Annotated in this window: 22 protein-coding genes and 2 pseudogenes; 8 read left to right on the top strand and 16 right to left on the bottom strand. The window is 64.0% G+C overall.

Annotated elements, in window-relative coordinates; translation table 11 throughout:
- Window positions 1-4: 4 nt before the first annotated feature.
- From DB708_RS17055 to DB708_RS17030, 5 genes and pseudogenes are all read right to left on the bottom strand, one after another.
- A complete protein-coding gene (locus tag DB708_RS17055; RefSeq protein ID WP_108923743.1) occupies window positions 5-856 on the bottom strand; it encodes an ABC transporter permease in 852 nt (283 codons plus the stop codon).
- Window positions 857-865: 9 nt separating this feature from the next.
- Complete coding sequence (locus DB708_RS17050) at window positions 866-1,639, bottom strand: MlaE family ABC transporter permease (protein WP_108924368.1); 774 nt, start codon at window positions 1,637-1,639, stop codon at window positions 866-868.
- A 291-nt stretch (window positions 1,640-1,930) separates the two neighbouring features.
- Complete coding sequence (locus tag DB708_RS17040) at window positions 1,931-2,125, bottom strand: ferredoxin (protein ID WP_108923741.1); 195 nt, start codon at window positions 2,123-2,125, stop codon at window positions 1,931-1,933.
- The gene (locus DB708_RS17035; protein WP_108923739.1) at window positions 2,122-2,529 is read right to left on the bottom strand and encodes a nuclear transport factor 2 family protein; all 408 of its coding nucleotides are present in this window, start codon (window positions 2,527-2,529) and stop codon (window positions 2,122-2,124) included. The genes DB708_RS17040 and DB708_RS17035 overlap by 4 nt, the downstream gene beginning before the upstream one ends.
- A gap of 14 nt (window positions 2,530-2,543) precedes the next feature.
- Window positions 2,544-3,808 (bottom strand): annotated as a pseudogene (locus DB708_RS17030) (cytochrome P450).
- Window positions 3,809-3,968: 160 nt separating this feature from the next.
- On the opposite strand from DB708_RS17030, the gene DB708_RS17025 reads away from it, so the two are divergent.
- Entirely contained in the window at window positions 3,969-5,138 is a 1,170-nt protein-coding gene (locus tag DB708_RS17025; RefSeq protein WP_108924367.1) for a LuxR C-terminal-related transcriptional regulator, read from the top strand.
- Between the two features lie 3 nt (window positions 5,139-5,141).
- Here the strand turns inward: DB708_RS17025 and DB708_RS17020 are convergent, their stop codons facing one another.
- Together DB708_RS17020 and DB708_RS17015 are read right to left on the bottom strand one after the other, a co-directional pair.
- Window positions 5,142-6,656 carry an aldehyde dehydrogenase family protein gene (locus tag DB708_RS17020; protein WP_108923737.1) on the bottom strand — a complete coding sequence of 505 codons (1,515 nt, stop codon included), beginning with the start codon at window positions 6,654-6,656 and terminating at the stop codon, window positions 5,142-5,144.
- A 4-nt stretch (window positions 6,657-6,660) separates the two neighbouring features.
- On the bottom strand, window positions 6,661-7,062 hold the full coding sequence (locus DB708_RS17015) for an SCP2 sterol-binding domain-containing protein (protein WP_108923735.1): 402 nt from the start codon (window positions 7,060-7,062) through the stop codon (window positions 6,661-6,663).
- Between the two features lie 261 nt (window positions 7,063-7,323).
- Between DB708_RS17015 and DB708_RS17010 the strand changes: the two genes are divergently transcribed.
- A complete protein-coding gene (locus DB708_RS17010) occupies window positions 7,324-7,716 on the top strand; it encodes a limonene-1,2-epoxide hydrolase family protein (RefSeq protein ID WP_108923733.1) in 393 nt (130 codons plus the stop codon).
- Between the two features lie 55 nt (window positions 7,717-7,771).
- The gene (locus DB708_RS17005; protein ID WP_108923731.1) at window positions 7,772-8,986 is read left to right on the top strand and encodes a TetR/AcrR family transcriptional regulator; all 1,215 of its coding nucleotides are present in this window, start codon (window positions 7,772-7,774) and stop codon (window positions 8,984-8,986) included.
- Window positions 8,987-9,163: 177 nt separating this feature from the next.
- On the opposite strand, the gene DB708_RS17000 is transcribed toward DB708_RS17005, so the two are convergent.
- Entirely contained in the window at window positions 9,164-9,343 is a 180-nt protein-coding gene (locus tag DB708_RS17000) for a hypothetical protein (RefSeq protein WP_108923729.1), read from the bottom strand.
- 504 nt (window positions 9,344-9,847) lie between these two features.
- Here DB708_RS17000 and DB708_RS16995 point away from each other — a divergent pair.
- Window positions 9,848-10,606, top strand: coding sequence for an alpha/beta fold hydrolase (locus DB708_RS16995; protein WP_108923727.1), 759 nt, complete (start codon window positions 9,848-9,850; stop codon window positions 10,604-10,606).
- Between the two features lie 340 nt (window positions 10,607-10,946).
- Here DB708_RS16995 and DB708_RS16985 read toward each other — a convergent pair.
- The 7 genes and pseudogenes from DB708_RS16985 to DB708_RS16955 form a co-directional block, all read right to left on the bottom strand.
- A pseudogene (locus tag DB708_RS16985) lies at window positions 10,947-12,017 on the bottom strand (13E12 repeat family protein); the annotation flags it as partial.
- A 97-nt stretch (window positions 12,018-12,114) separates the two neighbouring features.
- Window positions 12,115-12,606: a pyridoxamine 5'-phosphate oxidase family protein gene (locus DB708_RS16980; protein ID WP_108924365.1), complete on the bottom strand. Its 492-nt coding sequence runs from the start codon at window positions 12,604-12,606 to the stop codon at window positions 12,115-12,117.
- Between the two features lie 33 nt (window positions 12,607-12,639).
- Complete coding sequence (locus tag DB708_RS16975) at window positions 12,640-13,410, bottom strand: SDR family oxidoreductase (protein WP_108923725.1); 771 nt, start codon at window positions 13,408-13,410, stop codon at window positions 12,640-12,642.
- Window positions 13,407-14,480, bottom strand: a complete 1,074-nt coding sequence (locus DB708_RS16970; protein ID WP_108923723.1) for a 3,4-dihydroxy-2-butanone-4-phosphate synthase — start codon at window positions 14,478-14,480, stop codon at window positions 13,407-13,409. The genes DB708_RS16975 and DB708_RS16970 overlap by 4 nt, the downstream gene beginning before the upstream one ends.
- Before the next feature lie 19 nt (window positions 14,481-14,499).
- Window positions 14,500-15,555 (bottom strand): alpha/beta fold hydrolase, encoded by a 1,056-nt coding sequence (locus DB708_RS16965; protein WP_108923721.1) that lies wholly within the window; start codon window positions 15,553-15,555, stop codon window positions 14,500-14,502.
- Between the two features lie 22 nt (window positions 15,556-15,577).
- Window positions 15,578-18,112 (bottom strand): FAD-binding oxidoreductase, encoded by a 2,535-nt coding sequence (locus tag DB708_RS16960; RefSeq protein WP_108923719.1) that lies wholly within the window; start codon window positions 18,110-18,112, stop codon window positions 15,578-15,580.
- A 28-nt stretch (window positions 18,113-18,140) separates the two neighbouring features.
- Window positions 18,141-19,250, bottom strand: coding sequence for an LLM class flavin-dependent oxidoreductase (locus DB708_RS16955; RefSeq protein WP_108923717.1), 1,110 nt, complete (start codon window positions 19,248-19,250; stop codon window positions 18,141-18,143).
- A gap of 221 nt (window positions 19,251-19,471) precedes the next feature.
- Between DB708_RS16955 and DB708_RS16950 the strand changes: the two genes are divergently transcribed.
- From DB708_RS16950 to DB708_RS28320, 4 genes are read left to right on the top strand one after another with little or no spacing between them, the layout of a single operon-like run.
- A complete protein-coding gene (locus DB708_RS16950) occupies window positions 19,472-20,413 on the top strand; it encodes an enoyl-CoA hydratase (RefSeq protein ID WP_108923715.1) in 942 nt (313 codons plus the stop codon).
- Window positions 20,414-20,428: 15 nt separating this feature from the next.
- Complete coding sequence (locus DB708_RS16945) at window positions 20,429-21,661, top strand: acyl-CoA dehydrogenase (protein WP_108923713.1); 1,233 nt, start codon at window positions 20,429-20,431, stop codon at window positions 21,659-21,661.
- Between the two features lie 8 nt (window positions 21,662-21,669).
- Window positions 21,670-22,761 carry an acyl-CoA dehydrogenase family protein gene (locus DB708_RS16940; protein ID WP_108923710.1) on the top strand — a complete coding sequence of 364 codons (1,092 nt, stop codon included), beginning with the start codon at window positions 21,670-21,672 and terminating at the stop codon, window positions 22,759-22,761.
- 7 nt (window positions 22,762-22,768) lie between these two features.
- A complete protein-coding gene (locus DB708_RS28320; RefSeq protein ID WP_108923708.1) occupies window positions 22,769-25,903 on the top strand; it encodes a long-chain-fatty-acid--CoA ligase in 3,135 nt (1,044 codons plus the stop codon).
- Window positions 25,904-25,910: 7 nt separating this feature from the next.
- Here DB708_RS28320 and tpx read toward each other — a convergent pair whose 3' ends face one another.
- The gene (gene tpx / locus DB708_RS16930; protein ID WP_108923706.1) at window positions 25,911-26,405 is read right to left on the bottom strand and encodes a thiol peroxidase; all 495 of its coding nucleotides are present in this window, start codon (window positions 26,403-26,405) and stop codon (window positions 25,911-25,913) included.
- Window positions 26,406-26,422: the final 17 nt, after the last annotated feature.

Here is a 26,422-nt window from a genome sequence, read left to right as displayed (position 1 = left end):
GCCGCTAGCTCGCCAGGTGGAAGTTCGGGGATTGGCCGTAGATGGCGAGCGTCATGATGACGATCGCGATCGAGGCGAGGACCATCGAGGCGCGCACGGCCCTGCCGACGGCTTCGCCGACCCCGGCGGGGCCACCGTGCGCGGTGTACCCGTAGTAGGTACACACCAGCATGATCATCAGAGAGACCACGACGACCTCGAACGACGACCAGAGCACATCGGTCGGGCGTAGGAACGTGTTGAAGTAGTGGTCGTAGACACCGGACCCCTGGCCGTAGACGGCCGTGGTGCCGATGCGAGCGGCCAGATATGCCGTCATCAGCCCCACGCAAAACAGCGGGATCGCCACGACTACTCCCGCCAGCACTCTCGTGCTGGCCAGGTAACTGACGCTGCGGATACCGATCACTTCGAGCGCATCGATTTCCTCGTTGATCCGCATCGCGCCCAGTTGTGCGGTGGCGCCGGCGCCGACGGTGGCGGCCAGCGCGACCATGACCGTTCCTGGCTGGATCTCCCGGGTGTTGAAGAAGGCAGACGCGAAGCCGGTCAAGGCTTCGACACCCACGGACGCGAACTGGTTGTAGCCCTGTACCGCGACGATCGCGCCCGTAGTCATCGCCAAGAACCCGACGATGACTACGGTGCCACCGATCACCGCGAGAGTTCCAACACCCAAACCCATTTGCGCGATCACCCGCAGCAGCTCGCCCCGGTAGTGCATCACGGCGTCGGGAATCCCCGCGACGGCGCTGGCATAGAACCGTACCTGCGACCCCATCCGGGTCCATTCGCCCACAATGCTTTTCGTGAGGCGCTGCACCTGCGTAGGGGGGCTCGGAACGCTGACCGTCATCGGTTCACCTCACGACACCATGAACGGCATGCCGACGGCCGTGACGATGATGTTGATGACGAACAAGACGATGAAGGCGAACACCACCGTCTCGTTCACCGCCCTGCCGACGCCCGCTGGGCCCCCGCCGACCGACATGCCCTTGTAGCAGGCGATCAGCCCGGCCATCAGCCCGAACAGCGTTGCCTTGATCATCGAAATGATGACGTCGATGGTGTGGGTGAGGGTGGTCAGACCCGCGACCCACGCGCCCGCCGAGACGTGCATGAGAAATACCGAACAGAAGAACGCGCCGAGAAGACCGGTCGCGGTGACCACCGTGCTGAGCGCCAGCGAGACCGTCGTCGCCGCCAGCACCCGGGGAACCGCCAGCGCTTGGATCGGATTGATACCCATTACCTTCAGGGCGTCAAGCTCCTCACGGATGGTGCGGGCACCAAGATCGGCGCACATTGCGGTAGAGCCCGCGCCCGCCACCACCAACACTGTGACGATCGGGGCGCTTTGGTCGACGGTGAAGATCGCGCAGCCGGTGCCGGAAAAGTCGGCCGCACCGATATCGGTCAGCAGGACATTGAAGAGGAATCCCGAAATCACCGCCCACGGGATCGTCATCAACACCCCCGGCAGTGTCGACACCCGCGCCACGAACCAGCACTGAATTAGGTATTCACGCCACGCGAACGGCGGCCTGAAGATCGACACGAACGTCTCCGCCGACATCACGAAAAAGTCGCCCATCGCGCGGACCGGCTTTGCGGCTTGACCGACCACCATCACCATCGCGCCGGGCACCGCCTGGATTCGATGCCGTGTCGTCGGGTGGAGCTGCTCACGGTGTCCCCCGGACAGTTCGAAGTGGACTAGCGACATCCGCGAGGGTACGCGGCACGCCACCTTCATGTCCATAGCCAATACGCATGTGTACCACTGACAGATTCGTAAATAACGAAGCAAATAGGCACTTATGTGTGATGATGTATCTTGCTAGTACTGCCATAAGGCTTAGCGGCCAGCCGCGTCCGCGGCTGTCTTGCGGCCCGGCTTCGGGCCGTGTCACGGTGGCCGGACAGCTCACTCCGGAACCAACTGCAGTGCCCCCGAAGGGCACAATTTGACGGCGTTACGCACCCTGCGCGCCGCAGTGTCCGGTACCTCATCGGAGGCAAGGCGCACGATGCCGTCATCGTCCTGGTCGAAGAACTCATCGGCGGTCATCACGCACATTCCGGCGGACATGCAGATTTCGCGATCCACCGCGACTTTCATGAGAAGGCCTGCAGGGTGAGGGCCGAATTCATGAAGTCACGGAAGTGCAACCAGCGGCCATCGCGAAGCGTAATGATGTGCGCGAACTCGGATTCCCACTCGTGTCCGGTGGCGGGCCGCCGGAAGCGTTGCCGGCCCCAGGTGGCGAGGTCGTCGCCTTGAGCGATGAACTTCCACGCCTGCATCTCGACGATCTCGATGTTCTGCCCGACCTTGGTGAAGAACATCGTCGCTTCGTCTATTCCTCGGTAGTCGCCTGCGTAAGGGATCATCTCGGTGCCGTAGTAGGTAATTCGCACCTCGGGATCGAGATAACTCAGCGCGGTGTGCAGGTCGCCGGCGGGAACCGCGGCGTAGATGGTCTTGGTGGCAGCGATATTGCGCGTCTCGGTCGTGTTGGTCATGACTGCGCCTTCGGCTACGAAAGGTGAAGGGGTAGACGGACATAGGCGTGCGTCAGCAGGCTGGCCGTCTGCTTGGTGCCGGGGTCGTCGGTCAGGGCGATCGTCTGATAACGATCGAGCACGGCATTGAGCACCGCCATCACCTCCAATCGCGCCAGCGAAGCGCCGAGGCAGAAGTGCAGACCATGACCCAGCGAGAGCTGCTGGCGAATGTTCGGCCGATCGATGTCGAGCCGATCGGGATTGGGAAACACCGCGGGATCGCGGTTGGCCGAACCGAAGAACAACGCGACCCACTCCCCTTGGCGGATCAGCTTGCCGTCGATCTCGACATCACGGGTCGCGATGCGAAACAGGCGTTGTGGCGGCCCGTCGAGCCGAAGCGTCTCTTCGACAAAGAGGTTCAGCAGCGTTCGGTCGGCACGAAGTCGCGCTTGCAGCTCTGGCTCTCGAGCCAGCGCGTGTAGCAGGTTACCGATCAGAAAGGTCGTGGTCTCGCTACCGGCGACTACCAGCGTGACGCAGAACCGCACGATTTCCTCTGGGGTGAGGCGCTGCCCGTCCACCTCGGCACGCAACAACGCCGAAATCAGGTCCTCGGCGTCCTCCACTCCTTCGATGTCGTCGCCGTTCTCCCGCTCCGCCAGCCGGGCGGTGTGCTCGGCGAGTCGAGTGGCGAACGTCGTCACCATTTCCTCGTTGCTGGCGATGCGCTCTTCGGGGGTGAGCGACGACGACAGCATGAAGGCGTTGGCCCACCGCCGAAACCGCACATGGTCGCCGTCGGGCAATCCGAGCAGTCGGACCATGGCCCGGGTCGGAACCTCGGCGGCGAATTCCATCACCTCCACGGTCGGGCCCAGTCCTCGTCGAGCGACTCGAGTAGCTGCGGGATCAGCTCGCTCAGCCACCCCTCCAGCTTCTTGACGCGGCGGGGGGAAAACGCCTGGCTGACCAGCTTTCGTTCCACTTCGTGCTTGGGCGGGTCGGTGTTGACCAGCATCAGGCTCGGTGCCGACGAGGCCTCTTGCAAGGGATCGCGCGACGAGAAGGTCGTGCTGTCCTTGGCGGCCTCGAAGACCTGGCCATAACGGAACAACGCCCACGCGGTGACGGGTTCGTCGGCGCCGGGAATCGTTCCGGGCGGCCAATCCCGATACCCCGCAACGGGTGAGAGCTTTCTCAATTGTTCATACAGCGGATACGGACTGGCGACGCCAACTGGTGTGGGGAGTAATTCGATGGCTGAAACCGATTCCGAAACGGGCGCTGAGGACATGAGATCAGCCTCTGTCACTCGCGGCGGCAAATCGATCCCCCGTTGGAGGGGACTCCTGCCCCCGTACGAGGGGAATTTGTGGTTTCGGTCCTGCCACGGCGCTTCCCGGAGGAAAGTGAGCATCGTGATTGGTGTCAACGTTGACGATGTCGTTCCCGGCATGCCCGATCCGGACGCGCTCAGCACGCTGGCCGAAGGTAACCACCCTGGTTGGGCGTCACGTCCGGCCAGGGAAACCGACGCCGCACGCCGCTACCGCGAGGCATTTCAGGAGTGCGAGGTAGATCCCACCGACGACCCGCTGGCGGTCGTGGCCGAGGCCATCGATACCAAGGCGGCCATCGTGCGTAATGCGTTGGAGGCCCGCGGGGATGAGCACGCACTGAATGCGCTGGAAGGAATGCTGGACCTATGCTCGCTGGAACGGGAGCTGATCGAGGACGGTGCCAAGCGGCGCACCTTCGCGTTGCTGGCCGTACAGGAAGGTTTGAGCAAGCTGCGCGCGGTCGACGATGTCGCGACGATCGTCGACCGGGCGCCGCGCGAGATGGTCGAGTCGTGTGGATTCGACCGCGCGGTGCTCTTTCGCGTGCACGAGGGCCGAATGGTGATGGAATCAGCGTATTTCGGTGACGACACTGACGGCGCGGAGAAGATGGTCGCCTTCGCACAATCCGTGGCGCCCTTGCTGGATCACATGCTGATCGAAACGCAGATGATTCGTCGCCACGCGCCCGCGATCGTGCGTGATGCCCGCAACGATCCGCGGGTCAACCGGCCGATCATCGATTTCTCGTTGACGCACTCTTACTGTGCGGCACCGATCATGCCGACGGGCAAGGTGATTGGGTTCCTGCACGCCGACCGGCTGTACTCGGGGCGCATTGTCGACGAGATCGACCGCGACACCGTGTGGGCGTTCGCCGAGGGTTTCGGATACGCCTACGAACGCACCGTTTTGTTGGAGCGTATGCGCCGCCAGCATACGGAGGTCCAGCGTGCGCTGGCGTCCGCGGACGAGGCGGCACGCGCACTGCAGGACGCAGATCTGGATCTGCGCAAGATCGAGCCGGTCGAGCGCAGTCCCGCCGCAAGATCATTGGCCGAGGTGCAGACGCGGGTGATGACGATGCTGACCCGCCGCGAGGTGGAAGTTCTTCGGCTGATGGCGGCCGGCCGCACCAATCAGCAGATCGCCGATGAGCTGGTGATCTCGGCGGGCACAGTCAAGTCTCACGTCAAAAGAGTGCTGCGCAAGCTGAACGCGACCAACCGTGCCGAGGCGGCGTCGGCGTATGTGCGGCTTGCCAGCGTGCCCGAAGTGAGCTGACGCTCAGACGTTTCCGAGTAAGACGTCGTACGGCTTGGCCTCGCGTCCGCCGGACAGATCCAGGTGCACCGTCTTGATCTCCGTGTAGGCATCGAGAGCATCGGGGCCCAGTTCACGTCCGACCCCGCTTTGTTTGTAGCCGCCGAACGGTAGCCGGCAATTGATCTGGTGAGCGTCGTTGATCCACACGCTCCCGGCCCGAATCCGCTCGGCCATCGCCAATCCCCTGGCGTTGTCGGAGGTCCAGATGCTGGCTGCCAGGCCGTAGTCGCTGTCGTTGGCGATGTCGATCGCTTGTTCGTCGTCGTCATACGGGATGACCACGAGCACCGGGCCGAAGACTTCCTCGCGCGCGATCGTCATGTCATTGGAAACACTGGTGAGAATCGTTGGCGCAAGCCAGAACCCCTTGTCGAATGATCCACCCGTGATCGCTTCGCCACCGAGTGCGACGGCGGCACCGGCCGCTCGTGCCTCGTCGATGTAGTTCAGGATCCGGGTGTGCTGCGCCGCGTCGATCACCGGACCCAGATCGGTGTCCCAGTCGCGGGTCGGTCCCACCACGATGGTTTTCGCTCGCGTGACCAGCCGGTCGACGAACTCATCGTGCAGTTCAGCGGGAACCAGAGCGCGAGTGCCGGATTCGCAGATCTGACCCGAGTACGCGAAGCAGCCGTAGAGCACTCCGTCGACGGCCAGGTCGAGGTCGGCGTCGTCGAGGACAATCGATGGACCCTTGCCGCCCAGCTCGAGCGTCACCTGTTTGACCGTGCCCGACGCCAGGCGCATGATTTCGCGGCCGACCGCCGTGGAGCCGGTGAACGCGATCTTGCCGACGTCGGGATGCGACGCGAGTCGGGCCCCGGCAACATGACCTTCTCCCGGTACGACGTTGAGTACGCCCGGCGGCAGGCCGTTGCGTTCGGCGATGCGGGCGAACTCGAGTATCGACAGCGGGGTGTGTTCGTCGGGCTTGACGACGACGCTGTTGCCGGCGGCCAGTGCCGGGCCGATCTTCCAAATGGTCAGCAGCAGAGGGAAATTCCAGGGCGTGATCGCGCCCACGACGCCGATCGGCTCGCGGTGCACGACGCTCTGGCTGAGCACCGGAAATGTCTCGATCGGGGCCGGCCGGTGCCAGGCATAGTTTTCGGCGAGGTCGGCGAAATAGCTGAAGTGACTCAGCGCGTAGCCGATGTGGAATCCGGTGGCCAACCGGATGGTGGCGCCGTTGCACGCCATCTCCAGTTCGATCAGTTCATCGCTGGCCTGGTTGGCCGCGGTCGCGATCCGGCGCATCACCTCGGCCCGATCCTGCGGGGTCGCGCGCGACCAGGTGCCGCCCTCGAAGGCGGCCTTGGCCGTCGCGACCGCCCCATCGACGTGCGACGCATCGCCTTGCGCGACGGTCGCGACCAGCCCCTCGTCGCCGGGGTCGACGATGTGCATGCGCCGGTCGGAATCGACCGGCTGGCCGCCGATCAGCATCGGGTGGTGTGGGACAGTCACAGTGGTCATGGCCTCACGCCACCCCGCGATCTTTTTCGGCGATCTTGGCCCGATACATCGGGAACAGCGGCTTGGTCAGCGGGATGAGCCGCAGCAGCTTGCTGATCGGGCCCTTGGCCTTAACCTGGCCCTTGGCGAGGCCGACGGTCAGGTTGTAATCACCGCGCCAGAATCGGTCCGCCACATCGGCGGGCATCGTCATCGTGATATCGGGCTTCAGATCGCTTGGGCCGCAGATGACTTGGAAGTCGCCTCGCAGCGCGACGGTGAGCTCGTAAGCGGGATCGGTGTAGATGACCCGCAGCACGATGTTGGCGGCGCGGAACTTGGGCCCGGATTGCGGGTGGTCTCCCGCGTCGCGAAAGACTCCCCCGATGTATTTGTCGATCTCGCTGGAATCCGTGAAGAAACTCATGATTGGCAATGCAATCACCGTGGCGATGCGAGGGTCAGACCCCAAAGGGGAAGTCTTGGTGCCCCGAACGGGGGAAGCGGCGCCGCCCGCGACACTTAACCGCGGGCGCCGATGCGGCGATATGTCCATCAGCAGTATGGCCTGTGATGCCGCAAGGAGTGACGAATATCGGCGTTATCGCGCATGTATGCCAAATGATGTATCTTGATAATCCGATCCATAACACACCAGCGCGCTCGTGTCCCGAGGAGGGGCAGTCGGATGACTGATACCAAGGAAGCCAGCGAGAAGCTCGTCCGGGACTTTCTCGGGTCTTGGCAGGCGCGCAATCTGGAAAGCGTCTGCAGTTATTTCGCCGACGACGCGGTCTACCACAACGTGCCGGTCGAGCCGATCGAGGGCATGGTCGGCATTCGCGGAATTTTCCAGGCGTTTCTGGACGCGTTCGCCGATGCCAAGCTCGACATCCTCGCGCTGGCCGCTGAACCGGGCCTGGTGCTCGCCGAACGCATCGACTACTTCACGATGAACGACGGCCGGAAGATCGTCCTCCCGGTGACCGGCGTGTTCGAGGTCAAGAACGGCAAGATCGCCCGCTTCAGCGACTACTTTGATCTCGCGGACTTCGAGAGCCAGAGCGGGATGAAGCTGTAGCCGATGCTTCTGGCAGGATTGGTAATTCGCGCGCGCACGAAGGGGGTTCGAGTCCATGGAGACCACGAAGGTCCCGGCTCAACCCGTTAGGCGGCGCCCGAAGGACCGAAAGCAGCAGATCCTGGAGCAGGCCGTCGGGCTGTTTATCGACCGCGGCTTCCATTCGGTCAAGTTGGAGGACATCGCCGAGGCGGCAGGAGTCACCGCGCGCGCGTTGTATCGCCACTACGACAGCAAGCAGGCGCTGCTCGCCGAAGCGATCCGAACCGGCCAGGATCAGTATCAAATCGCGCGACGCCTCAGCGAAGGCGAGGCCGAGCCGGCCCACCGGCCGCTGAGTGAGGATCTACCGGACCACATCGCCGCGGCCGTCGCATCGCGATCCCTGGCCGTGTTGTGGCAGCGCGAGGCTCGTTACCTCAACGAAGCCGACCGCGCCGAGGTCCGGCGCCGCATCAATACGATCGTGGCCGGGATGCGCGACAACGTCGTGCTGGAGGTGCCCGGTCTGAGCCCGCCGCACGCGGAGCTGCGCGCGTGGGCGGTGGCCAGCACGCTGACGGGTCTGGGCAGGCATAACCTGACCCTTCCGGCCGACGAACTCAAAGAGCGTCTGTACCAAGCGTGTATGGCCGCGGCGCGGACGCCTCCCGTCGCGGGGCTGGCTCCGCTGGATGCCGCGCGCGACGAGGACGCCGTGCTGTTCTCCCGCTACGAGACCTTGCTGGCCGCGGGTGCGCGATTGTTCCGTGCGCAGGGCTATCCGGCCGTCAGCACCAGCGAAATCGGCAAGGGAGCGGGGATCGCGGGCCCCGGCTTGTATCGGTCCTTCTCCTCCAAGCAGGCCATCCTGGACGCGCTCATCCGCCGCCTCGATGAGTGGTGGAGCCTCGAATGCATCCGCGCGATCCATGCGGATTCCGAAGCGGCACAACGTCTTCAGGGATTGGTGCGAGGCCACGTCCGGATCAGCTTGGATGCGCCCGACCTCGTTGCCGTTTCGATCACCGAGCTCTCCCATGCCTCAAGCGAGGTGCGCGACGGGTATCTGAGAAATCAGGCCGATCGCGAAACCGTGTGGATCGAGCTGATCGCAGAGCTGGTCCCGGAGACCACCGTCGTCGAGGGTCGCCTGCTGGTTGCGGCGGCGATCAGTTTCATCGAAGACGTCGCTCGCACATGGCATCTCACGCGATACGTCGGTGTCGCGGACGAACTCACCGCGATCGCGCTGTCCATTCTGACCAGCCGGTCGCCGCTGCCGTCTTGACGTCAAACGGGTTCGTCGTCGTCGGTGTCGCGGAGGAATCGTTCGGGGTGGTGGAAGGGGTTGGTTCGGGGTTGGCCGCGAAACTGGCAAATACTCTTCAGATGCCTGGTCCGGCCTTACTACTGATCAAGCAGGCTGAAATCTAAATCACAGAGGATTTGACGGATGGCTGCCGGATCACCGCCCGTGGCGCGGTGGGCGGTTCGACATTGCGACCATGTCCTTAACCAGCTTCAGCTTGTCAAGTTTGTCATCGAGATCGACGCTGGCTTTGAAGTCGAGATGGTTTCCCTCGGTCTCGCCGAGTAGCTCGATCAGCTTGTCGTAATCGGTACGTCCGTCAGGAACAACAGGCATTCCGACGATCCACCTCCGCGCGAGTTGATGCGTCACACGTCATGCCGGAAACATAATTGAAGGTCAGGGCGTACGTACGCAAACTCAATTTTCTTGGCGTGTAGTGAGCTGCTTGAGACGGTTACACCACGCTCCTTCCGCGTTCGGTTTTAGCCGACCCGGTCGGCTGCCCCAACATCCGGAAACACCCCTTGGCCTCGGGAAACTTGCGGCTGCACCACAACTTCCAACCCGAGAAATTTTCGGTTTTCGTTCGGGGGGTACATCGCCAGCTGGTGGGGAGTGGCCTCGGGGACCCGGTTCGCGCGGCCACCCCACCCCCCTACGCGCTCGGGTTTGAATCGGACACTTGGGTCGCGGGGGCGCTTGCTTAACCGCAAACCGTGAAAATGCCCGAGATCAATACGTAGAGTTTGCTGTGTCTCAGCTGATCAATAGCCGTAGTGCGAGCGGTTGTCAGGTGGGTTTCGTGACGCCTCTTGCACCGAGCTAGAGGAGGCCGCCATGGCAATGCCTGCATTGGTTCTCGTGCATGGTGGCGGGTTCGCCGCTGATTGTTGGGAGCCCACCATCGACGTGATCCGCATCCTGGAGCCGCGACTAAAGGTGCTCGCTGTTGATCTGCCGGGGCGGCGAGGGAAGCCCGGTGACCTGATCACCGCTTGTGTCGATGGGTGGGTCGATTCGGTGCTGTCGGACATCGAGAATGCTGCGCTCGACGACTTCGTGATCGTCGGCCATTCGCTGGCGGGCGTGATCGTCCCCGGTGTTGTCACCAAGCTCGGCCCGGCGCGGGTGCGGGAGATGATCTTGGCCACCGCGCAGGTACCAGCCAACGGCAGCGCCCTGGTGGACACGCTTCCCGGGGCGCAGAGCTGGTACGCACGTCGCACCGCGAAACGTTATGTGCAGAAAGGCCGTTCGGTTCGGGCGGGAGGTTTGCCTACTGCGTTGGCGGGGTTTGTATTCTGCAACGGAATGACTCCCGAACAGCGCAAGTTCACGCTGGCTCGGTCTTGTCAGGAATCACCCTCCATGATGATAGAAAACGTTGACCGCAGTGGCATGCCCGACGAGGTGCCACGAACGTGGATACTCACCCGGCGCGATCGCTCCGTCTCGATGCAGATTCAACGTGAGTGCATCGCCGCGCTTGGCGGAGTGCAGACGCTCATCGAGATCGACACCTGCCACATGCTGATGGTCAGCGAACCTCAACGGCTAGCCGAAATCCTCATCGAGCGGTGTCGGCTCTACGAGTGATGTCGAGACTCACTGCACCTACTTGAAGGATTCCGCTACGGCCACCGTCCTGCGACCTTAGGCCACCAGCATCCGGAACGCGGCGTCGTTGTCGGAATCGCTGCCCCAGCGGCCATATTGGTACAGGCCGCGCTGGCCTGTGGGCCGCAAATTGGCCGGTGAGAACAGGTGGGGAATCAACTCCACCGCGCTGCCGATCCGCTGGCTGATCACGAAATTGCTGAAATCGCCATACAGGCCGATTGCGTTGGCCTGCCCCGCGTTGATCACCCCATCCATGTTGGACAGTTCGTGGACGGGCTTGCCCAACAGCGATGGCTGTGTGGCCCGCAGCTCCGGGAAGCATGATTCGTTGTGCGGGTGAGGCCAGCCGTTTGGTGTGGTGCAGTGCCAGCGGCTTGGCCTGGTCGAAAATCGCGAGGTAGTGGTGGGCGTGGCCGGCCCAGTGGATCACGTCGGACATCGGCACCAAACTTCTGCCGCCGGTCAGGGCCTTGCCGGTGGCCGCCTCCAAATCCCGCAGGGTCGTGGTGACGACGATTGACACGGGTAAGCCGTTGTGGCTGCCCAGCTTTCCGGAGACGAACAGGGCGCGCAACCCGGCCAGCAGTCCGTCATGATTGCGCTGCGCTGGAGAGCGGCTGTCGCGGCGCACCGTCTCCTCCTCCGGTATCGCATCCACCACGGGGATCTCGTCGTCGGGGTTGCACGCGCCGGGAACGGCAAGCTTGGCCAGCATCGCCTCGATCGCGGCCCGCAACTCCGGGGTCACCAGCCCGCTGATTTTCGACATGCCGTCGAATTCCTGCTCCCCGAGGATCAGACCGCGCTTGCGCGCCCGTTGTTGGTCGCTGAACTCGCCGTCCGGGTTGAGCCAGTCCATGATCCGCCGGGCGTATTTGGCCAACTCGTCGGGGCGGTAGTGGCTGGCCGTGCGGGCCAGGTCGGCCTCGGCGGCCTCTCGGGTGCACCCGTCCACGTCGGTTGGCAGGTGGGCGAAGAAGTTGCGGATCACCCGGATGTGCGCATCACCGATCAACCCCTCGCGCTGCGCGGCGGCAGTCGCGGCCAACTGCGGCGCCAGCGACTCACCCGTGAGTGCCCGGCGTTCCCCGAGATCCTCGGCTTTATCGATGCGCCGACTGGCTTCGGCTTTGGTGATGCGCAACCGGTCGGCCAGCGCGCCGCGCAGCGTGCCGCCGAGTTCTGCTGGGCTGGCCTGCGCGCCAACCTGATTGATCAGCTCGTGCTGCGGGGCGCGCAGCCGTCGCGCCGCGGATTCCAGGTGCTCGAGGGCCCGCAACCGTTCCGGGGTGGTCAACACGTCAAAGGACAAATCGCGCAAGCGTTTCAGGTCCGCGTCGAGCGCGTCGAAAACCTCGACGATCTCCTCACGACTGCTCGAACCCATACCTCAAATCGTAGAAAGGGCCACCGACAAGAATCCGCCCGATGTGACCACTGAAATCAAAGTGACACAAGCGATTACAGAGTTTGGTGTCGGTCCCCTAGTGCTTCCGTACGACGCGCTCCGACTCGCCGGGCTTCCAGATTGTGATGTCCAGGTGGCCATCAGCGACCTGCACCGCAGAGCCGCCAATCAAATCGGCACGATAACAGTGATCGAAGTGTTGACCCCTGATGTCAAAGCCGCTTTGGCGGAACAGGTCCTCGGCGAACCGTTGATGCATGGCCTTGTCTTGGACATCGTCGACGATGCCCCACAATTTCGCATCGCCGTCTTTGACCTCGGTGTCGACGGTCGCGGTGTGGAGGCAGAAGCGCGGATCGCGCGCGAGGTCCCTGAACTTCGTGGTGCCCGGCATGCCAGAAATCCACAGCTGATCTTCGAAGAACCGCGGCTCGATTGGGCTTATCCGCGGGAATCCGTCGGAGCGCAGGGTGCCGAGCATGCACAGGTTGCCCGCATCAGCGTGGCGGCGCGCGAAGATGGCGGCGATGTGCGGGGCGGCTTCGGTGAACTCTTTCCAACCAGTCACGATCACCAACCTACGGCGAAACACCGCGGCCGCTCACCACAGTGCGGCGATGGTTCCGCCGTCGGCGATCTGCGTGGTTCCGGTGATCATCGACGCATCGTCGGACAACAGGAAGGCCACGATACTGGCCATCTCCTCGGGTGCGGCCATGCGGCCCTGCAGGCGGGCAATGAGCTCGCGCGCGCCGCCTTCTCCGAGCGCTTCGTCGAACATCGTCATCGCGGTCTGCTGCATCGGGGTGTCGACGAATGCGGGCAATAGCGCGTTCGACCGGATGTTGGACGAGCGCAGCTCGGCGGCGGTGACGCGGCTGAGGTGGCTGATCGCGGCCTTGGACACGCCGTAGGCCGCACTGCCGCCCACCCCGATATGGCCGGCCAACGATGACATGTTGACGATGGCTCCCCCGCCCCGCTCGACCATCTTTGGCGCGGCATGTTTGGTGCACAGCCATGCGCCGCGCAAGTTGACCGCGATGACCCGGTCGAAGTCTTCGACCCGCGTCTCGATCAGGGAAGCGAAATGAACGACGCCGGCATTGGCGACCAATTTGTCCACACCGCCGAACGACTCGACGCAGGCGTCGACCATACCGATGACCTGCTCTTCGGTGCTGACATCGACCTGATAACCGATTGCACCAGAACCGATCTTGGTTGCGGCGGTTTCGGCGGCAGCGCCGTCGATGTCCGCGCACAGTACGCTGCAACCCTCGGTGGCAAGCCGCTGCGCCACCGCGAGGCCGATCCCGGCCCCTGCCCCGGTGACGATCGCCGCTTTACCGGCCAGGTCTGGATGGCTCACCCCGCGACCGCCAACGTTTCAGTTCCTATGCCGTGCTCGCGAATGGCCCCAAACATCACCAGGCCAAATCCTGGCATGTCATCGGAGAGTTTGAGGGCGTACAAGCCGAGATCGCGCAGGATCCATGCCACGGTCTCCGGCATCGGGTCGCCGGCCGCATCGCGCCGGGCGAACAAGCCACAGGCCCGCGGCCGTCCGGATGGACGTAGGTAGACAACCACGCCGCTGCCCTGGGCCGACATCCGCGTCAGCGCGCTGTTGAGTTCGCCGCCGCACGCGCACGCCTTCGAGCCGAACACATCCCCGGTCAGGCACTCGACGTGAACATGAAGCGGCACAGGCACTCCGGCGTCTGCCGAGCCGATGATCATCGCCAGATGCTCGCCACCATTGTGGACGTCCCGAAAACCGATGACGCACGAGGCGCCGGCCCAGGTCGGCAGGACGGTCTCGGTCAGCCGCACCACTTGCGGCTCGGTCCGGCGCCGATACGCCACCAGCTCGGCGATCGAGACGACGGCCAGCCCGTGTTCGACGGCGAATTCGGTCAGCTCAACACCATGGGCCAGCTGCGCGGGATTGCGCCGCGAGACGATCTCGCACAGCGCGGCAGCACGCCGCCGTCCTGCAAGGCTTGCGAGGTCGACAGCCGCCTCGGCAGCGCCGGGCCGGTCAAGCACCCCATCCCTGCTGGCCTGCACTGGGACCACGTGTCCCGGGCGTAGGAAATCCGAAGCCTGCGATGCGCCGGACGCCAATGCGGCGATGGTGCGGGCGCGATCGCTTGCCGAGATTCCCGTGCCCGTACCGCGAACGTCGACCGATACGCAGAGCTGTGGGTTCCGGTGGCACATCGGCGGGAGGTTCAGCCGCTCGCATTCCGAACCCGGCAGCGCGGCCCGCACATAGCCGGAGGTATGGCGAATCATGAAGGCCAGCAGCGCAGGGGTCGCGGCGTCGCCCGCGCAGACGAGATACCCGTCGCCGCCCGAATCATCGTTGACGACAACGGGTTGGCCCGCCGCAGTCGCGGTGATCGCCCGTAGCACCCGCACATCGGTGGTTTTCATCGACAGTCCACCTAACCTACTAACTCAGTCCGCCAAGGAAATCGAGCAACAGCCGGTTGGTTTCCTCGGGAGCTTCCTGCTGAATCCAGTGCCCGACATCGGCAATCATGTGGGTGCCGCGGTAATTCGGCATCACCTCGTGTGCGCGCTCGACGGCCTCGGCGCCCCAGGTGGTGCCGACGTCGTACTGGCCACCGATGAACAATGCGGGTGGCGTGAGTGGTTTACCTTCGTGATTGGCCAGGTCGTGCCAGTCGTTGTCGATGTTGTGATAGAAGCTCAACGGCCCGCCAAAGCCCGAACGTTCGAACTCGCCGGCGTAGAAATCGACATCGACATCGGTGAGCCACGCCGGCATCGTCTCCGGATAGACGAAGGCGTCCTTCAGCTTTGCACCTTGCGCCATACAGAGCGGGCCGGCGCGGATCACGTCGATGGGATCCATGGATGCGAGGTCGACGCCCGCGTCGACCGCTGCCTTGGTGGCCGCGATCATCCCCTCGCCGGAGACCGTGTAGGTCAGCCCGAGCAGCCACCCGCGCACGTCCTCCTCGATTTCGGCGATGATCCCGTCCTGTGCGGAGAAGTAGTCCTGGTACCAAACACGGCCATCGCCCGCGAGCTCCACGTGGTAGTCGTTGGGACGATGCTCGCCGAAGGGACTGCCCGGTAATCCGATAACGCCGCGACCCGCGAACGGAACACTGATCCCGACCACGCCGGCACACCTGTCCGGATGCAGCCACGCGAAGGTCCACGCGACGGGCGCACCCCAGTCATGACCTATCACGATGGCCCTGTCGGCACCATAAGCGTCGATGACGCCGACGACGTCGCCGACCAATTCCTTGATGCGGTAAGCCGATTGCACACGGTACTTGGACGAACTCCCGTAGCCGCGCTGGTCGATCGCCACCACGCGGTAGCCCGCGGCGGCCAGGGCGGGAATCTGATGACGCCACGAGTACCAGGACTCTGGAAACCCGTGCAGCAGCACAACCAGTGGTCCCTCACCGTCTTCGACGGCATGAATCCGGGTGCCCCGGCAGTCCAAGAAGCGGTGAACCTGCGACATCTTTGCCTTTCTCGTCGAGGATCTATTGGATTGAGCTGGGTGCCGAACTACTAACGGCCACAAGTGAGTCTGTGGCATCGGCGGCCGGCACCGTGCGGTTTTCGTAGTTGCGGGCGATAAGCGTCTTCTGTCCCGACAAGCGGGTGCGCGCCCACTTACCGATGACGCGGCTCGCGATCCGTGGCGTCATCAGTGCCATTGGTGGCTTGACGAGGTGCAGGACGGCCAAGAATTCGCGATAGGCGTCGAGATCGTCGTGCACCAGTTCCGTCAGACGATCCATATACCAGGTGAGCACCCGGAAATAGAACGGGCGCTTCTTGTCCACATCCTTCATCCAGTCGAAGCGCAGGTTTTGTTCGCGGATCACGAACCACGCCGTGTCAGCCAGCTTGGAGATCGACTTGTAGTAGCGGCGTGGCAGATCTCGGTGCCCCGGGCCGTATTTGGCCAGCAACACCTGCATCTCTCGAACTTCCTTGAGCGCCAGGCTCATACCCAAGCCCGACACCGGGTCGGCGCTGGTGAACGCGTCGCCGACGGCCAACAGCGCGCGCGGCAGCTGGCGCTTCTTCTCGTAGTGCAGCCGGAGCATGTTCAGATAGCGGAAGTTGTAGATCGCCGACGCCGGCTCCAATCCGTCGATGTTCTCGCCCACCACCGGCGAGGGCATCAGTTCGGCGAACTCGCGGAACTCCCGAGCGGTACGCGGCGGCGAGTAACAGTTGTATGCCACCAGCGATGTCGAAAGAATAGTGCGCGAGCTGTCCGTGTAGTACTGCGCCGCGTAGGTGTCCTCGAAGGGGCGATACGCGTAGCAGATCACCATGACCTTGTCCTGCCACTGTCGTTCCGGCGGAACCCGGTGCTGCATCGTCGAGTAGAAGCAGTTGATGATGTCCTGCTCGACCTCGGGGGCTCCGACGCCGATGCGGTCCAGGAACTCCGGCACGCGGGTGTTCTTGCCCGATGCGTCGACGACGAATTCGGCCGGCACCACTTCGAATTCGCCGTCCTTGCTGACAGCAACCCCGATGATGGCATTGTTCGCCCGGTCGAACACGAGGTCGTCCACTTCCGACTCGTACCGGAAGTCGATCCGCGGCTCGCCGTCGAGGCGGCGCCGCACGCACCACTCGAGCAACGGCCTGCCGGCACAGATGATCTCAATGTCGCTGGTGCCAGGCTTCTTCCAGCTTCCTCCCAGCCGGATTCGGTATTGCGCTGCCATGTCGACCTTGAATGCGCCCTCGCGCACCATGTCGTCGACGATGCCGGGAAAGAATCGCTCCAACTCGATCTGCCCCGCGGTCAGCAGGTGGTGCAGGTGCCAGCCCTGTGCCGCGCCCGGCCTGCCCTCGCGCCGGCGGTGTGGATCGTCCTTTTCCAGAACGATGACCCGATCGAAGGTCTCGGTGAGCACCTTCGCCGCGGCAATACCGGCAATGCTGCCGCCGATGACCACCGCGGTCCCGCGACCGCGCCTGCGTACCTCGGCGAGGTCGATACTTGCGTGGTCGAGTCGAGCCGGATCGCGGCGCCGCGCTACCCCGCTGGGAACGAATTTCTCGTAATAGAGGCCAACACGGTGAAAGCTGTTGTTGTCCAACCAGGTTCGGGTCGCTTCGACCATCGGGGCCGGACCGCACAGATAGACGTCGGCGTCGCCGCCGGACAGCATTCGCTCGTCCAGCAGATCCGTGACCAGCCCGGTCGGTCCATGCCATTGCGCGTTCGGATGCGCGACGATGATGTGCACCTGCACGGCCGTCACGCGATCTCGCAACGCCTTGAGCTCGTCGACCTTGCACAGGTCTTCATTGCAGGTCACTCCGTACAGCAGGTAGACGGGGTGAGCGGTATCCGAGCTCAGGCTCTGGGCCATCGCCAGGATCGCCGACAAGCCTGTGCCGCCGGCGACCAGGATCACCGGCCGAACGAGGGGGCGCAGAACGAAGGCGCCCTTGCTGCACCGCAACGCGATATGGTCCCCCGGCCTGGCGCGCTCGCGCAGGTAGTTCGACATCATCCCGTCCGGCAGCAACCGGATGATGAATTCCAGTTGGCTGCTGCCGTCAGCGGGATGCGCGTAGGAGTAGTTGCGCCACGTGTTGGTGCCGGGTACCTGCAGCTGGGCGAACTGCCCGGCCTGGTAGTTCAGTGCCCCGATCTTCGATGAGACATCCACCCGCAGCACTGCGGTGCTGGGCGACAACAAGTCGATGCCGGTCACCACGCCGTCACAAGCAACGAGGCGCGCCGCGTTGTCGTCGGCCGGATACTGCAGTTCGATCCGGCAATCTGAGGTGGTGAACGTCTGGCAAGTGAGGATCTTGCGCGCTGCCCGCTCTACGTCGGACAGGCCCTCGGTGCGACCCATCTCGTACTGGCCGGCGGTGCAGCTGGCGACACAGGTACCACAAATCCCGCTTTGGCATTCGCTGACGATGGCAACGCCGTGTTCTTCGGCGGCATCCAGCACGGTCTGGTCGCCTCGCACCGGCATCGTCTTGTGCGTTCCGTCCGAATAGTCAACGGTTACCTGACAATCCGCCATTGCGTGTCCCTTCCCGGCCGGTAAACCGCTAGACGATCGCGGCGAGGGGTTTCTTGGCGATGCGGGCGTTGAGTCTGGGCATGACTTCTTCCGCCAGCAGCCGTAGCGACTCCTTCCAGGGCCCCGGGTTTTCGACGTAGTCGAATCCCAGCACCAGGAGGTGGCCGAATCCGCCCACCTGGTCATAGGTGGCCTCGAGTTTGTCGACCACCGTCTCGACCGAGCCGACCACGAAGGTGTTCTCGGCGAGGTATTCCGGCGTCACGTACTCATCGGGCACCGACGGATTGTGCTTATAGAACTTGGTCATGCCGAACATGCGGAACGTCGGCAGTACATATTCGCGCATGTTGCGCCCCATCGTGCCGTCCACGGCATAGCGGAAGGCCTGCTCATCGGTCTCCGCGACGAAAACCTCACGGACTAGTCGCCAATCACGCCGATCCGGAGTCCGACCGCTGCGCGCCGCACCTTCCAGCACCGCGTCCCAGTGCGTCGCGACGTATTCGGCGTTGAGGTCAAGACTCATCGGCAGGTAGCCGCGCTCGCCGGCAAGTTTGAGAGTCTCGGAGCCCGCACTGAACCCGGTAACCCCGATAGGCGGATGCGGCTTCTGGAAGGGCTTGATATGACGCTTCATCAGGCCCTCGAACATCGGCGCGATGCCGTTGGCGTTCCAGTACTTTCCGCGATGCTCCCAGGGCTCGTCTTCGGTCCAGATGCGCAACATGATCTCGAGCGCTTCACGAGTCATCTCGCGATGCTCGCCGTTCTTTCCGTCGACGTCGTACAGTGCCCAGTCGCCCGGAATTCCACTGGCCCCAACACCCAACATGAATCGGCCCTGCGCGAGGTGGTCGAAATAGGCCACCCGATGGGCTAATTCGACCGGGTGGTGGTACGGCAGCAGATGCGCGCCGGGCGCGAGCTTGATGTTCTTCGTCCGCAGCAGTGCCTGCGCCAACAGAAGATCGGGCGCGCAGATCGGCTCCCAGGGCACAGTGAAATGTTCGCCGACCCACGCTTCGACGTACCCGAGCTGATCGGCCAGCTCGATCATGTCCAGGTCCCATTGGGTGGCGTCGTAGAGCGAGCGCTCCGGTGGATGGGCCGGCATCAGGAACATTCCGATCTCCATGGGTCAACCCTTCTGAATTTCTCGTCGTCCTCGAGGCTGCTGCTCTAGGTATACCACAGTACTAGCAAGATACTTCGCTACACACAAGAGCCAATTTGCTTGGGTTTTACCGGAGCAATCTCCAAATACGCGCGTATTGGCTATGGACATCTTGACGGAATGCCGCGTAACCTCGCACAGGTCACCCGTTCAGGGGGAAGTAAGCAGTAAAAGGAGCCGCCATGAATGTCACCGGACTCCATCCGGTCGATCGCCGGGAGAGTTCCGCGCCGCAATTCGACTTCATCGGATACGAGACATTCGACGACGGTCGTATCGCGGCGATCACCCTGGATCGCCCCAAACAGCGCAACGCGCAGACCCGCGGAATGCTGGTCGAGTTGGGTGCCGCCTTCGAGCTTGCCGAAGCCGACGACACGGTCAGGGTGGTGATCCTGCGGGGAGCGGGAGCCGCCTTCTCCGCGGGCCACGACCTGGGATCGGCGGACGATGTCCGGGAACGCTCACCCGGGCCGGACCAACACCCCACCTATCAGTGCAACGGAGGCACGTTCGGTGGGGTGGAGTCGCGCAATCGTCAGGAGTGGCATTACTACTTCGAAAATACGAAGCGGTGGCGCAATCTCCGCAAGATCACCATCGCGCAGGTACACGGCACTGTGCTGTCAGCGGGCCTGATGCTGGCCTGGTGCTGCGACCTGATTGTCGCAAGCGAGGACGCCGTGTTCGCCGATGTCGTTGGTACCCGCCTGGGCATGTGTGGGGTCGAGTATTTCGGGCATCCGTGGGAGTTCGGCCCCCGCAAAGCAAAGGAGCTGCTGCTCACCGGGGACTGCATCGGTGCCGACGAAGCCCACTCGCTGGGGATGGTCAGCAAGGTGTTCGCGACAAGCGAATTAGGTGCCAGCACCATCGAATTCGCCCGTCGAATCGCCAAGTTGCCCACCGTGGCTGCGCTGCTCATCAAGGAATCGGTGAATCAGACCGTCGATGCCATGGGGTTCACCACAGCACTCGACGGCTGCTTCAAGATCCACCAGCTCAATCACGCGCACTGGGGTGAGGTCACCGGCGGGAAGCTCTCGTACGGAACGGTCGAGTACGGACTCGACGACTGGCGTGCCGCGCCGGAGATCCTGCCCGCGCACAAACAGCGCCCGTGAGGCCGGACGCCATCAATGGACATCACCTACCCGCCCGAGGCGGAAGCGTTCCGGTACCGGATTCGCGCATTTCTGGCGCAACACCTGCCGGCCGGCTGGTCGGGACCCGGAGCATTGGCGCCGGCCGAGCGGGAAGCGTTCGAGTTGCGTTGGCGGCGTGCGCTTTCGGCCAGCGGCCTGGTTGCCGTGTCCTGGCCGACGGAATACGGCGGGGGCGGTCTGTCACCTATCGAACAGGTGGTGCTGGCCGAGGAATTCGCCCGGGCCGGCGCGCCCGAGCGGGCGGAAAACGACCTGCTGGGGATCGATTTATTGGGCAATACGCTGATCGCGTTGGGATCCGAGGCGCAGAAGAAGCATTTTCTGCCACGCATCCTGGGCGGTGAAGATCGTTGGTGCCAGGGGTTCTCGGAGCCCGAGGCCGGTTCGGATCTGGCGTCGGTGCGAACCCGGGCGGTGCTCGACGGCGATGAGTGGGTGATCAACGGGCAGAAGATCTGGACGTCGGCCGGTCTCACCGCCAACTGGATCTTCGTTCTGGTGCGCACGAATCCCGATGTGCCCAAGCACAAGGGGCTGTCCTTCTTGCTGGTGCCGCTGGAGCAACCCGGCGTCGCGGTGCGCCCGATCGTCAACGCGGCCGGGCACTCGTCATTCAGCGAGGTGTTCTTCACCGATGCCCGCACCGGATCTGCCAACGTCGTGGGCGGGGTGGGAAACGGATGGCCCACCGCGATGACTGCGCTCGGTTTCGAACGCAGTTCGCAACTCACCACCGCGGCCATCGATTTCGGTCGCGACTTCGACCGGCTGTGCGAACTCGCGCGCGAACGCGGCATGAACACCGACCCGCATATCCGAGATGGGTTGGCGTGGTGCGTTTCCCGGATACAGATCATGCGGTACCGGGGCTACCGTGGCCTCACCTTGTCGCTGAACGGGCGACTGCCAGGTGCCGAGGCCGCGATCACCAAAGTCATTTGGAGCGAATACTTCCGCCGTTACACCGATCTGGCGGCCGAAATCTTGGAGCTGGATGCGCTTGGCCCGCTGGGGCCCGGGAACGGCGGGGCGCGTCTGGTCCCGGAAGCGGGTACGCCTAACTCCCCCGCTTGCTGGATGGACGAGCTGCTCTACTCCCGGGCAGCCACGATCTACGCCGGCAGTTCGCAAATCCAACGCAATCTGATCGGCGAGCAACTACTCGGGCTCCCCAAGGAACCACGTCGGGAAGCCAGGCAGGGCTGAAACACTCAATGGACTTCCGTTACAGCACCGAACAAGACGACTTCTGCGCATCGTTGCGGGGCTTCCTGCGCGACCATGCCGGTGGCGCGCGCATCAGAGAAGCCGACGGCTACGACGGCCGGCTCTGGCAACGGCTGTGCGGCGAGATGGAGCTACCGGGGCTACACACGCCACCGGAGTATGGCGGAGTAGGCGCCACGCTCGTCGAGACCGCGATCGCGTTCGGCGAACTGGGCCGAACACTGGCCCCTGTTCCGTTCGCCGCGACGACGTTCGCCATCGAAGCGATTCTGCGGCTGGGCGATGACGAGCAGCGCAAGAGCCTGCTGCCGCGGTTGCTTTCCGGCGAGCAGATCGGCGCGTTCGCCGCCACCGGTTACCAGGCGACGGACGCGTCCGCGGCTACCGTTCGGGCGCAGCGGCACGGCGACGGCCCGGTGCTCACCGGCGAGTGCACCGCCGTATTACACGGCCGCATCGCCGATCTTTTCGTCGTCCCGGCCGTGATCGACGACAGCGCGGTCAGCCTGCACGTGGTGGCCGCCGACTCTCCTGGCGTCACGGTTGTGCCGCTGCCCTCGTTCGACATCACCCGCCCCGTCGCGAAGCTACAGCTGGCGCAGGCCCCCGCCGATGCCTTGTCGGCGGGCACGCCGGACGATGTCCATCGGGTGCTCGACGTGGCGCGGGTACTGCTGGCTGCCGAGATGCTCGGTGGCGCGCAGGCCTGTCTGGATCTTTCGGTCGAATATGCTTGCAGCCGAGAGCAATTCGACCGTCCAATCGGTTCGTTTCAGGCGATCAAGCACGCCTGCGCCGAGATGCTGATCGAGATCGATGCGACTCGCGCGGCGGTGATGTTCGCCGCGATGAGCGCTGCCACCGGCAAAGAGCTGCAGATCGCGGCTCCGTTGGTCAAGGCGCAGGCCGCGGAAACCTACGCGTTGTGCGCCGGCAACGCGATCCAAGTGCACGGCGGCATCGCCTTCACCTGGGAACACGATCTGCACCTGTACTTCCGCCGGGCAAAGAGCTGCGAGGCGCTCTTCGGCAGCAGCGCCCGCCACCGCGCGCTGCTCGCCGACCGCGCGGGCCTGTAGGAATTTCGTGGCCGATACCGGCATCACGTTCAGCGACGTCCTGGCCCGGAATGCCAGCGTGCGGTCCGACAGCCTCGCCTTCGTCGACCCACGCCGACGGTGTACTTTCGCGGAACTCGACGAGCGAGTGACACGTCTGGCGAATGTGCTGTCCGCGAGCGGAGTTCGCCGGGGCGACAGAGTCGCAGTGGTCGGCCTCAATTGCCTCGAGCTGATCGAAGCCTGGCTCGCCACACTGCGTCTGGGTGCCGTTGCGGTGCCCGTCAACTTCCGTCTGGTCGCCGACGAGATCGCCTACGTGCTGGCGGACAGTGGCACAGTCGCCGTGGTCACCGATCGGGCGTGCGCACCGGTCGTCACGCAGGCGCGCGGCAAAGCACCGTCGGTCCACACCGTCCTCACGATCGGCGACGGCCTCGATGAGCTTATCGCCGCGGCAGCGGGTCTCGCCCCCGACGTCACGGTTGCGGACGAGGCGCCCGCGTTCATCATGTACACGTCGGGTACCACGGGCTTTCCGAAGGGCGCGGTGATCACCCATCGCAACCTGTACCTGCATGCCGTCAGCGTGATCGCGACGCTCGGTCTTCGCGGGGACGACAACTGCTGGATGGCGCATGCGCCGCTGTTCCACGTCGCCGGTGTGTCGGGGATGTTCCCGACGTTCCTCACCGGGGGTACGGTCGTCGTTGCGCCCTCGGGCGGCTTCGACCCCGAGGCGACCATGCGGACGATCGCCGACGAGCGGGTCACGTCGTGCTGGATGACGCCGGCGCAGTGGCAGCGGGTTTGTGCACTGCCGGACCTGCGGTCGTTCGATCTCAGCCGGCTGCGACGCGTTTGGTGGGGCGCGGCGCCCGCGTCAACCACGTTACTGCGCAATATGTTCGACGCTTTTCCGGACGCCGAGGTCATCGCCGCCTTCGGGCAGACCGAGTGCAGCCCGATCACCTGCCTGCTGAGTGGAGAGGACGCGATCCGCAAGATTGGATCGGTGGGCACCCCGATGCTGGGCGTCGAGGTCCGCATTGTCGATGACGAGATGAATGACGTCGCGCCGGGCGAAATCGGCGAGATCGTCTATCTCGGACCGTTGGTGATGAAGGAATACTGGAACAGGCCCATCGAAACCGCCGAGGCATTTCGTGGCGGCTGGTTTCATTCCGGCGATCTGGTCCGGCGCGACGGTGACGGTTACATTTATGTCGTCGACCGCAGGAAAGACATGATCATCTCGGGCGGAGAGAACATCTACAGCGCCGAGGTGGAGAACGTCGTGGCAGCGCACGTCAAGGTCGCCGAGGTCGCGGTCATCGGGGTGCCCGACCCGAAATGGGGCGAGATCCCGATGGCGGTGGTCGTCCCGCGCGATCCCGCGGATCCGCCGACCGACGCCGAGATCGAGACGCACTGCCGCGTATATCTGGCTGCCTACAAGCGTCCCCGCCGTGTCGTGGTGGTGGAAGCATTGCCGCGCAATGCCAATGGCAAGGTGCTCAAAACCGAGCTGCGGCGTCGGTACGCAGCCGCCGATTCCTACGATGCGGGGCCCGTCGATACTCCCCTGCTGGACGAGACGATCGGGGCGAACTTCGAGCGCACCGCGCTGACGTACCCGAACACCGAGGCGCTTGTCGATGTGTCCGGCGGCAGGCGGTGGACCTACACCGAACTCAACACCGAAATCGACTGCCTGGCCCGCGCATTGATGGCTATCGGCATCCAGCGCGGAGACAGAGTCGGGATCTGGTCTCCGAACTGCCCGGAATGGGTCATCCTTCAGTACGCCACCGCCAAGATCGGCGCAATTCTCGTCTCAGTCAATCCCGCGTATCGCACGCACGAGTTGTCGCATGTGCTGCGAGATTCTGATACTCGACTGTTGGTGTCGGCAACGACCTTCAAGACCTCCGACTACCGCCGGATGATTTCCGACGTGCGTTCCGGGGTGCCGGGATTGGTCGACGTGGTGTTCCTGGGTACCGATGATTGGGACCAGCTGCGGCAGCACGCCGATGACGTATCCGATGACGAATTGCGCTGCCGGCTGGCGGCATTGACGCCATCGGACCCGATTAACATCCAATACACCTCGGGTACAACGGGTTCCCCCAAAGGGGCAGTCCTGTCGCACCGCAACATCCTCAACAACGGGTTCTTCGTCACCGAATGCATCAGGCTCAGACCCGGGGACCGCCTGTGCATCCCCGTGCCCTTCTATCACTGCTTCGGCATGGTGATGGGCAACTTGGGCTGCACCACCCATGGAGCGACCATGGTGATTCCGGCGGCCGGGTTCGATGCCGCCGCGACGCTACAAGCGATCGCATCCGAGCGCTGCACCGGCCTCTACGGTGTGCCCACGATGTTCATCGCGATGCTCGGCCATCCCGACCTCGCCGGCCGCGACGTGTCGTCATTGCGGACCGGGATCATGGCAGGTGCGTCATGCCCGGTGGAGGTGATGCGGCGCTGCGTCGACGAACTGAACTTGTCGGAGCTGTCCATCGCCTACGGCATGACGGAGACGTCCCCGGTGTCCTGCCAGACCCTGATCGACGACGACCTGGCGCACCGGACCGCCACCGTGGGCCGGGCTCATCCGCATGTCGAGATCAAGGTGGTCGACGCCGGGACCGGCGATATCGTCAAGCGCGGACGCCCGGGCGAACTCTGCACTCGCGGCTACTCGGTGATGCTGGGTTACTGGCACGACGATGACAAAACCCGCGAGGTCATCGATCACGACGGCTGGATGCACACCGGCGATCTCGCGGTGATGCGGGACGACGGCTATTGCGCGATTGTCGGGCGCATCAAGGACGTGGTGATCCGGGGCGGCGAAAACCTCTATCCGCGCGAGATCGAGGACTTTCTGCACAGCCACCCCGATATCGATGACGTGCAGGTCGTCGGCGTTCCCGACGCCAAGTACGGCGAGGAAGTCTGTGCCTGGATCAAAATGCGGCCAGACCGTCGGCCGTTAGACGCCGAAGCCGTCCGGGCCTTCTGTGCGGGGAAGCTCGCGCACTACAAGATTCCCCGCTACGTCCACATCGTCGACGAGTTCCCGATGACCGTCACCGGAAAAGTGCGCAAAGTCGACATGCGAGCCGAAACGGTCCGACTGCTCGGGTTATGACCGAAGGTCAGCCCAGCGCTGCCAGCGCCGCGTCGTAGTCGGGCTCCTCGGCGATCTCGGGGACCAGTTGCGCGTAGGCAACGTTGCCGTCGGCGCCGATCACCACGACGGCGCGGCCCAGCAGCCCGGCCATCGGGCCGTCGGTGATCGTGATGCCATAGTCCTCGCCGAAGCTGTCGCGGAATGCCGACGCAGTGGTGACGTTCTCGATTCCCTCCGCGCCGCAGAAGCGCTTCTGCGCGAACGGCAGATCCTTCGACACGTTCACCACGGTCGCACCGCCTGAAGCGGCGCGCTCGTTGAATTTCCGCACGCTCGTCGCGCACACCGGGGTGTCGACGGACGGAAAGATGTTCAGCAACACGGACTTACCGCTGAACTGGTCGCTGGTGACCGCGCCGAGGTCGGAGCCGGTCAAATTAAAGGCTGGGGCTTTAGATCCGACGGCGGGAAGCTCGCCGACGGTGTTGATCGCATTTCCACGCAGGGTTATCTGTGCCATGGCAACAGTCTGCCAAG

The organism is Mycobacterium montefiorense, assembly GCF_003112775.1.
Taxonomy (GTDB): Bacteria; Actinomycetota; Actinomycetes; order Mycobacteriales; family Mycobacteriaceae; genus Mycobacterium; species Mycobacterium montefiorense.
This window is presented reverse-complemented; position numbering and strand designations above follow the sequence as displayed.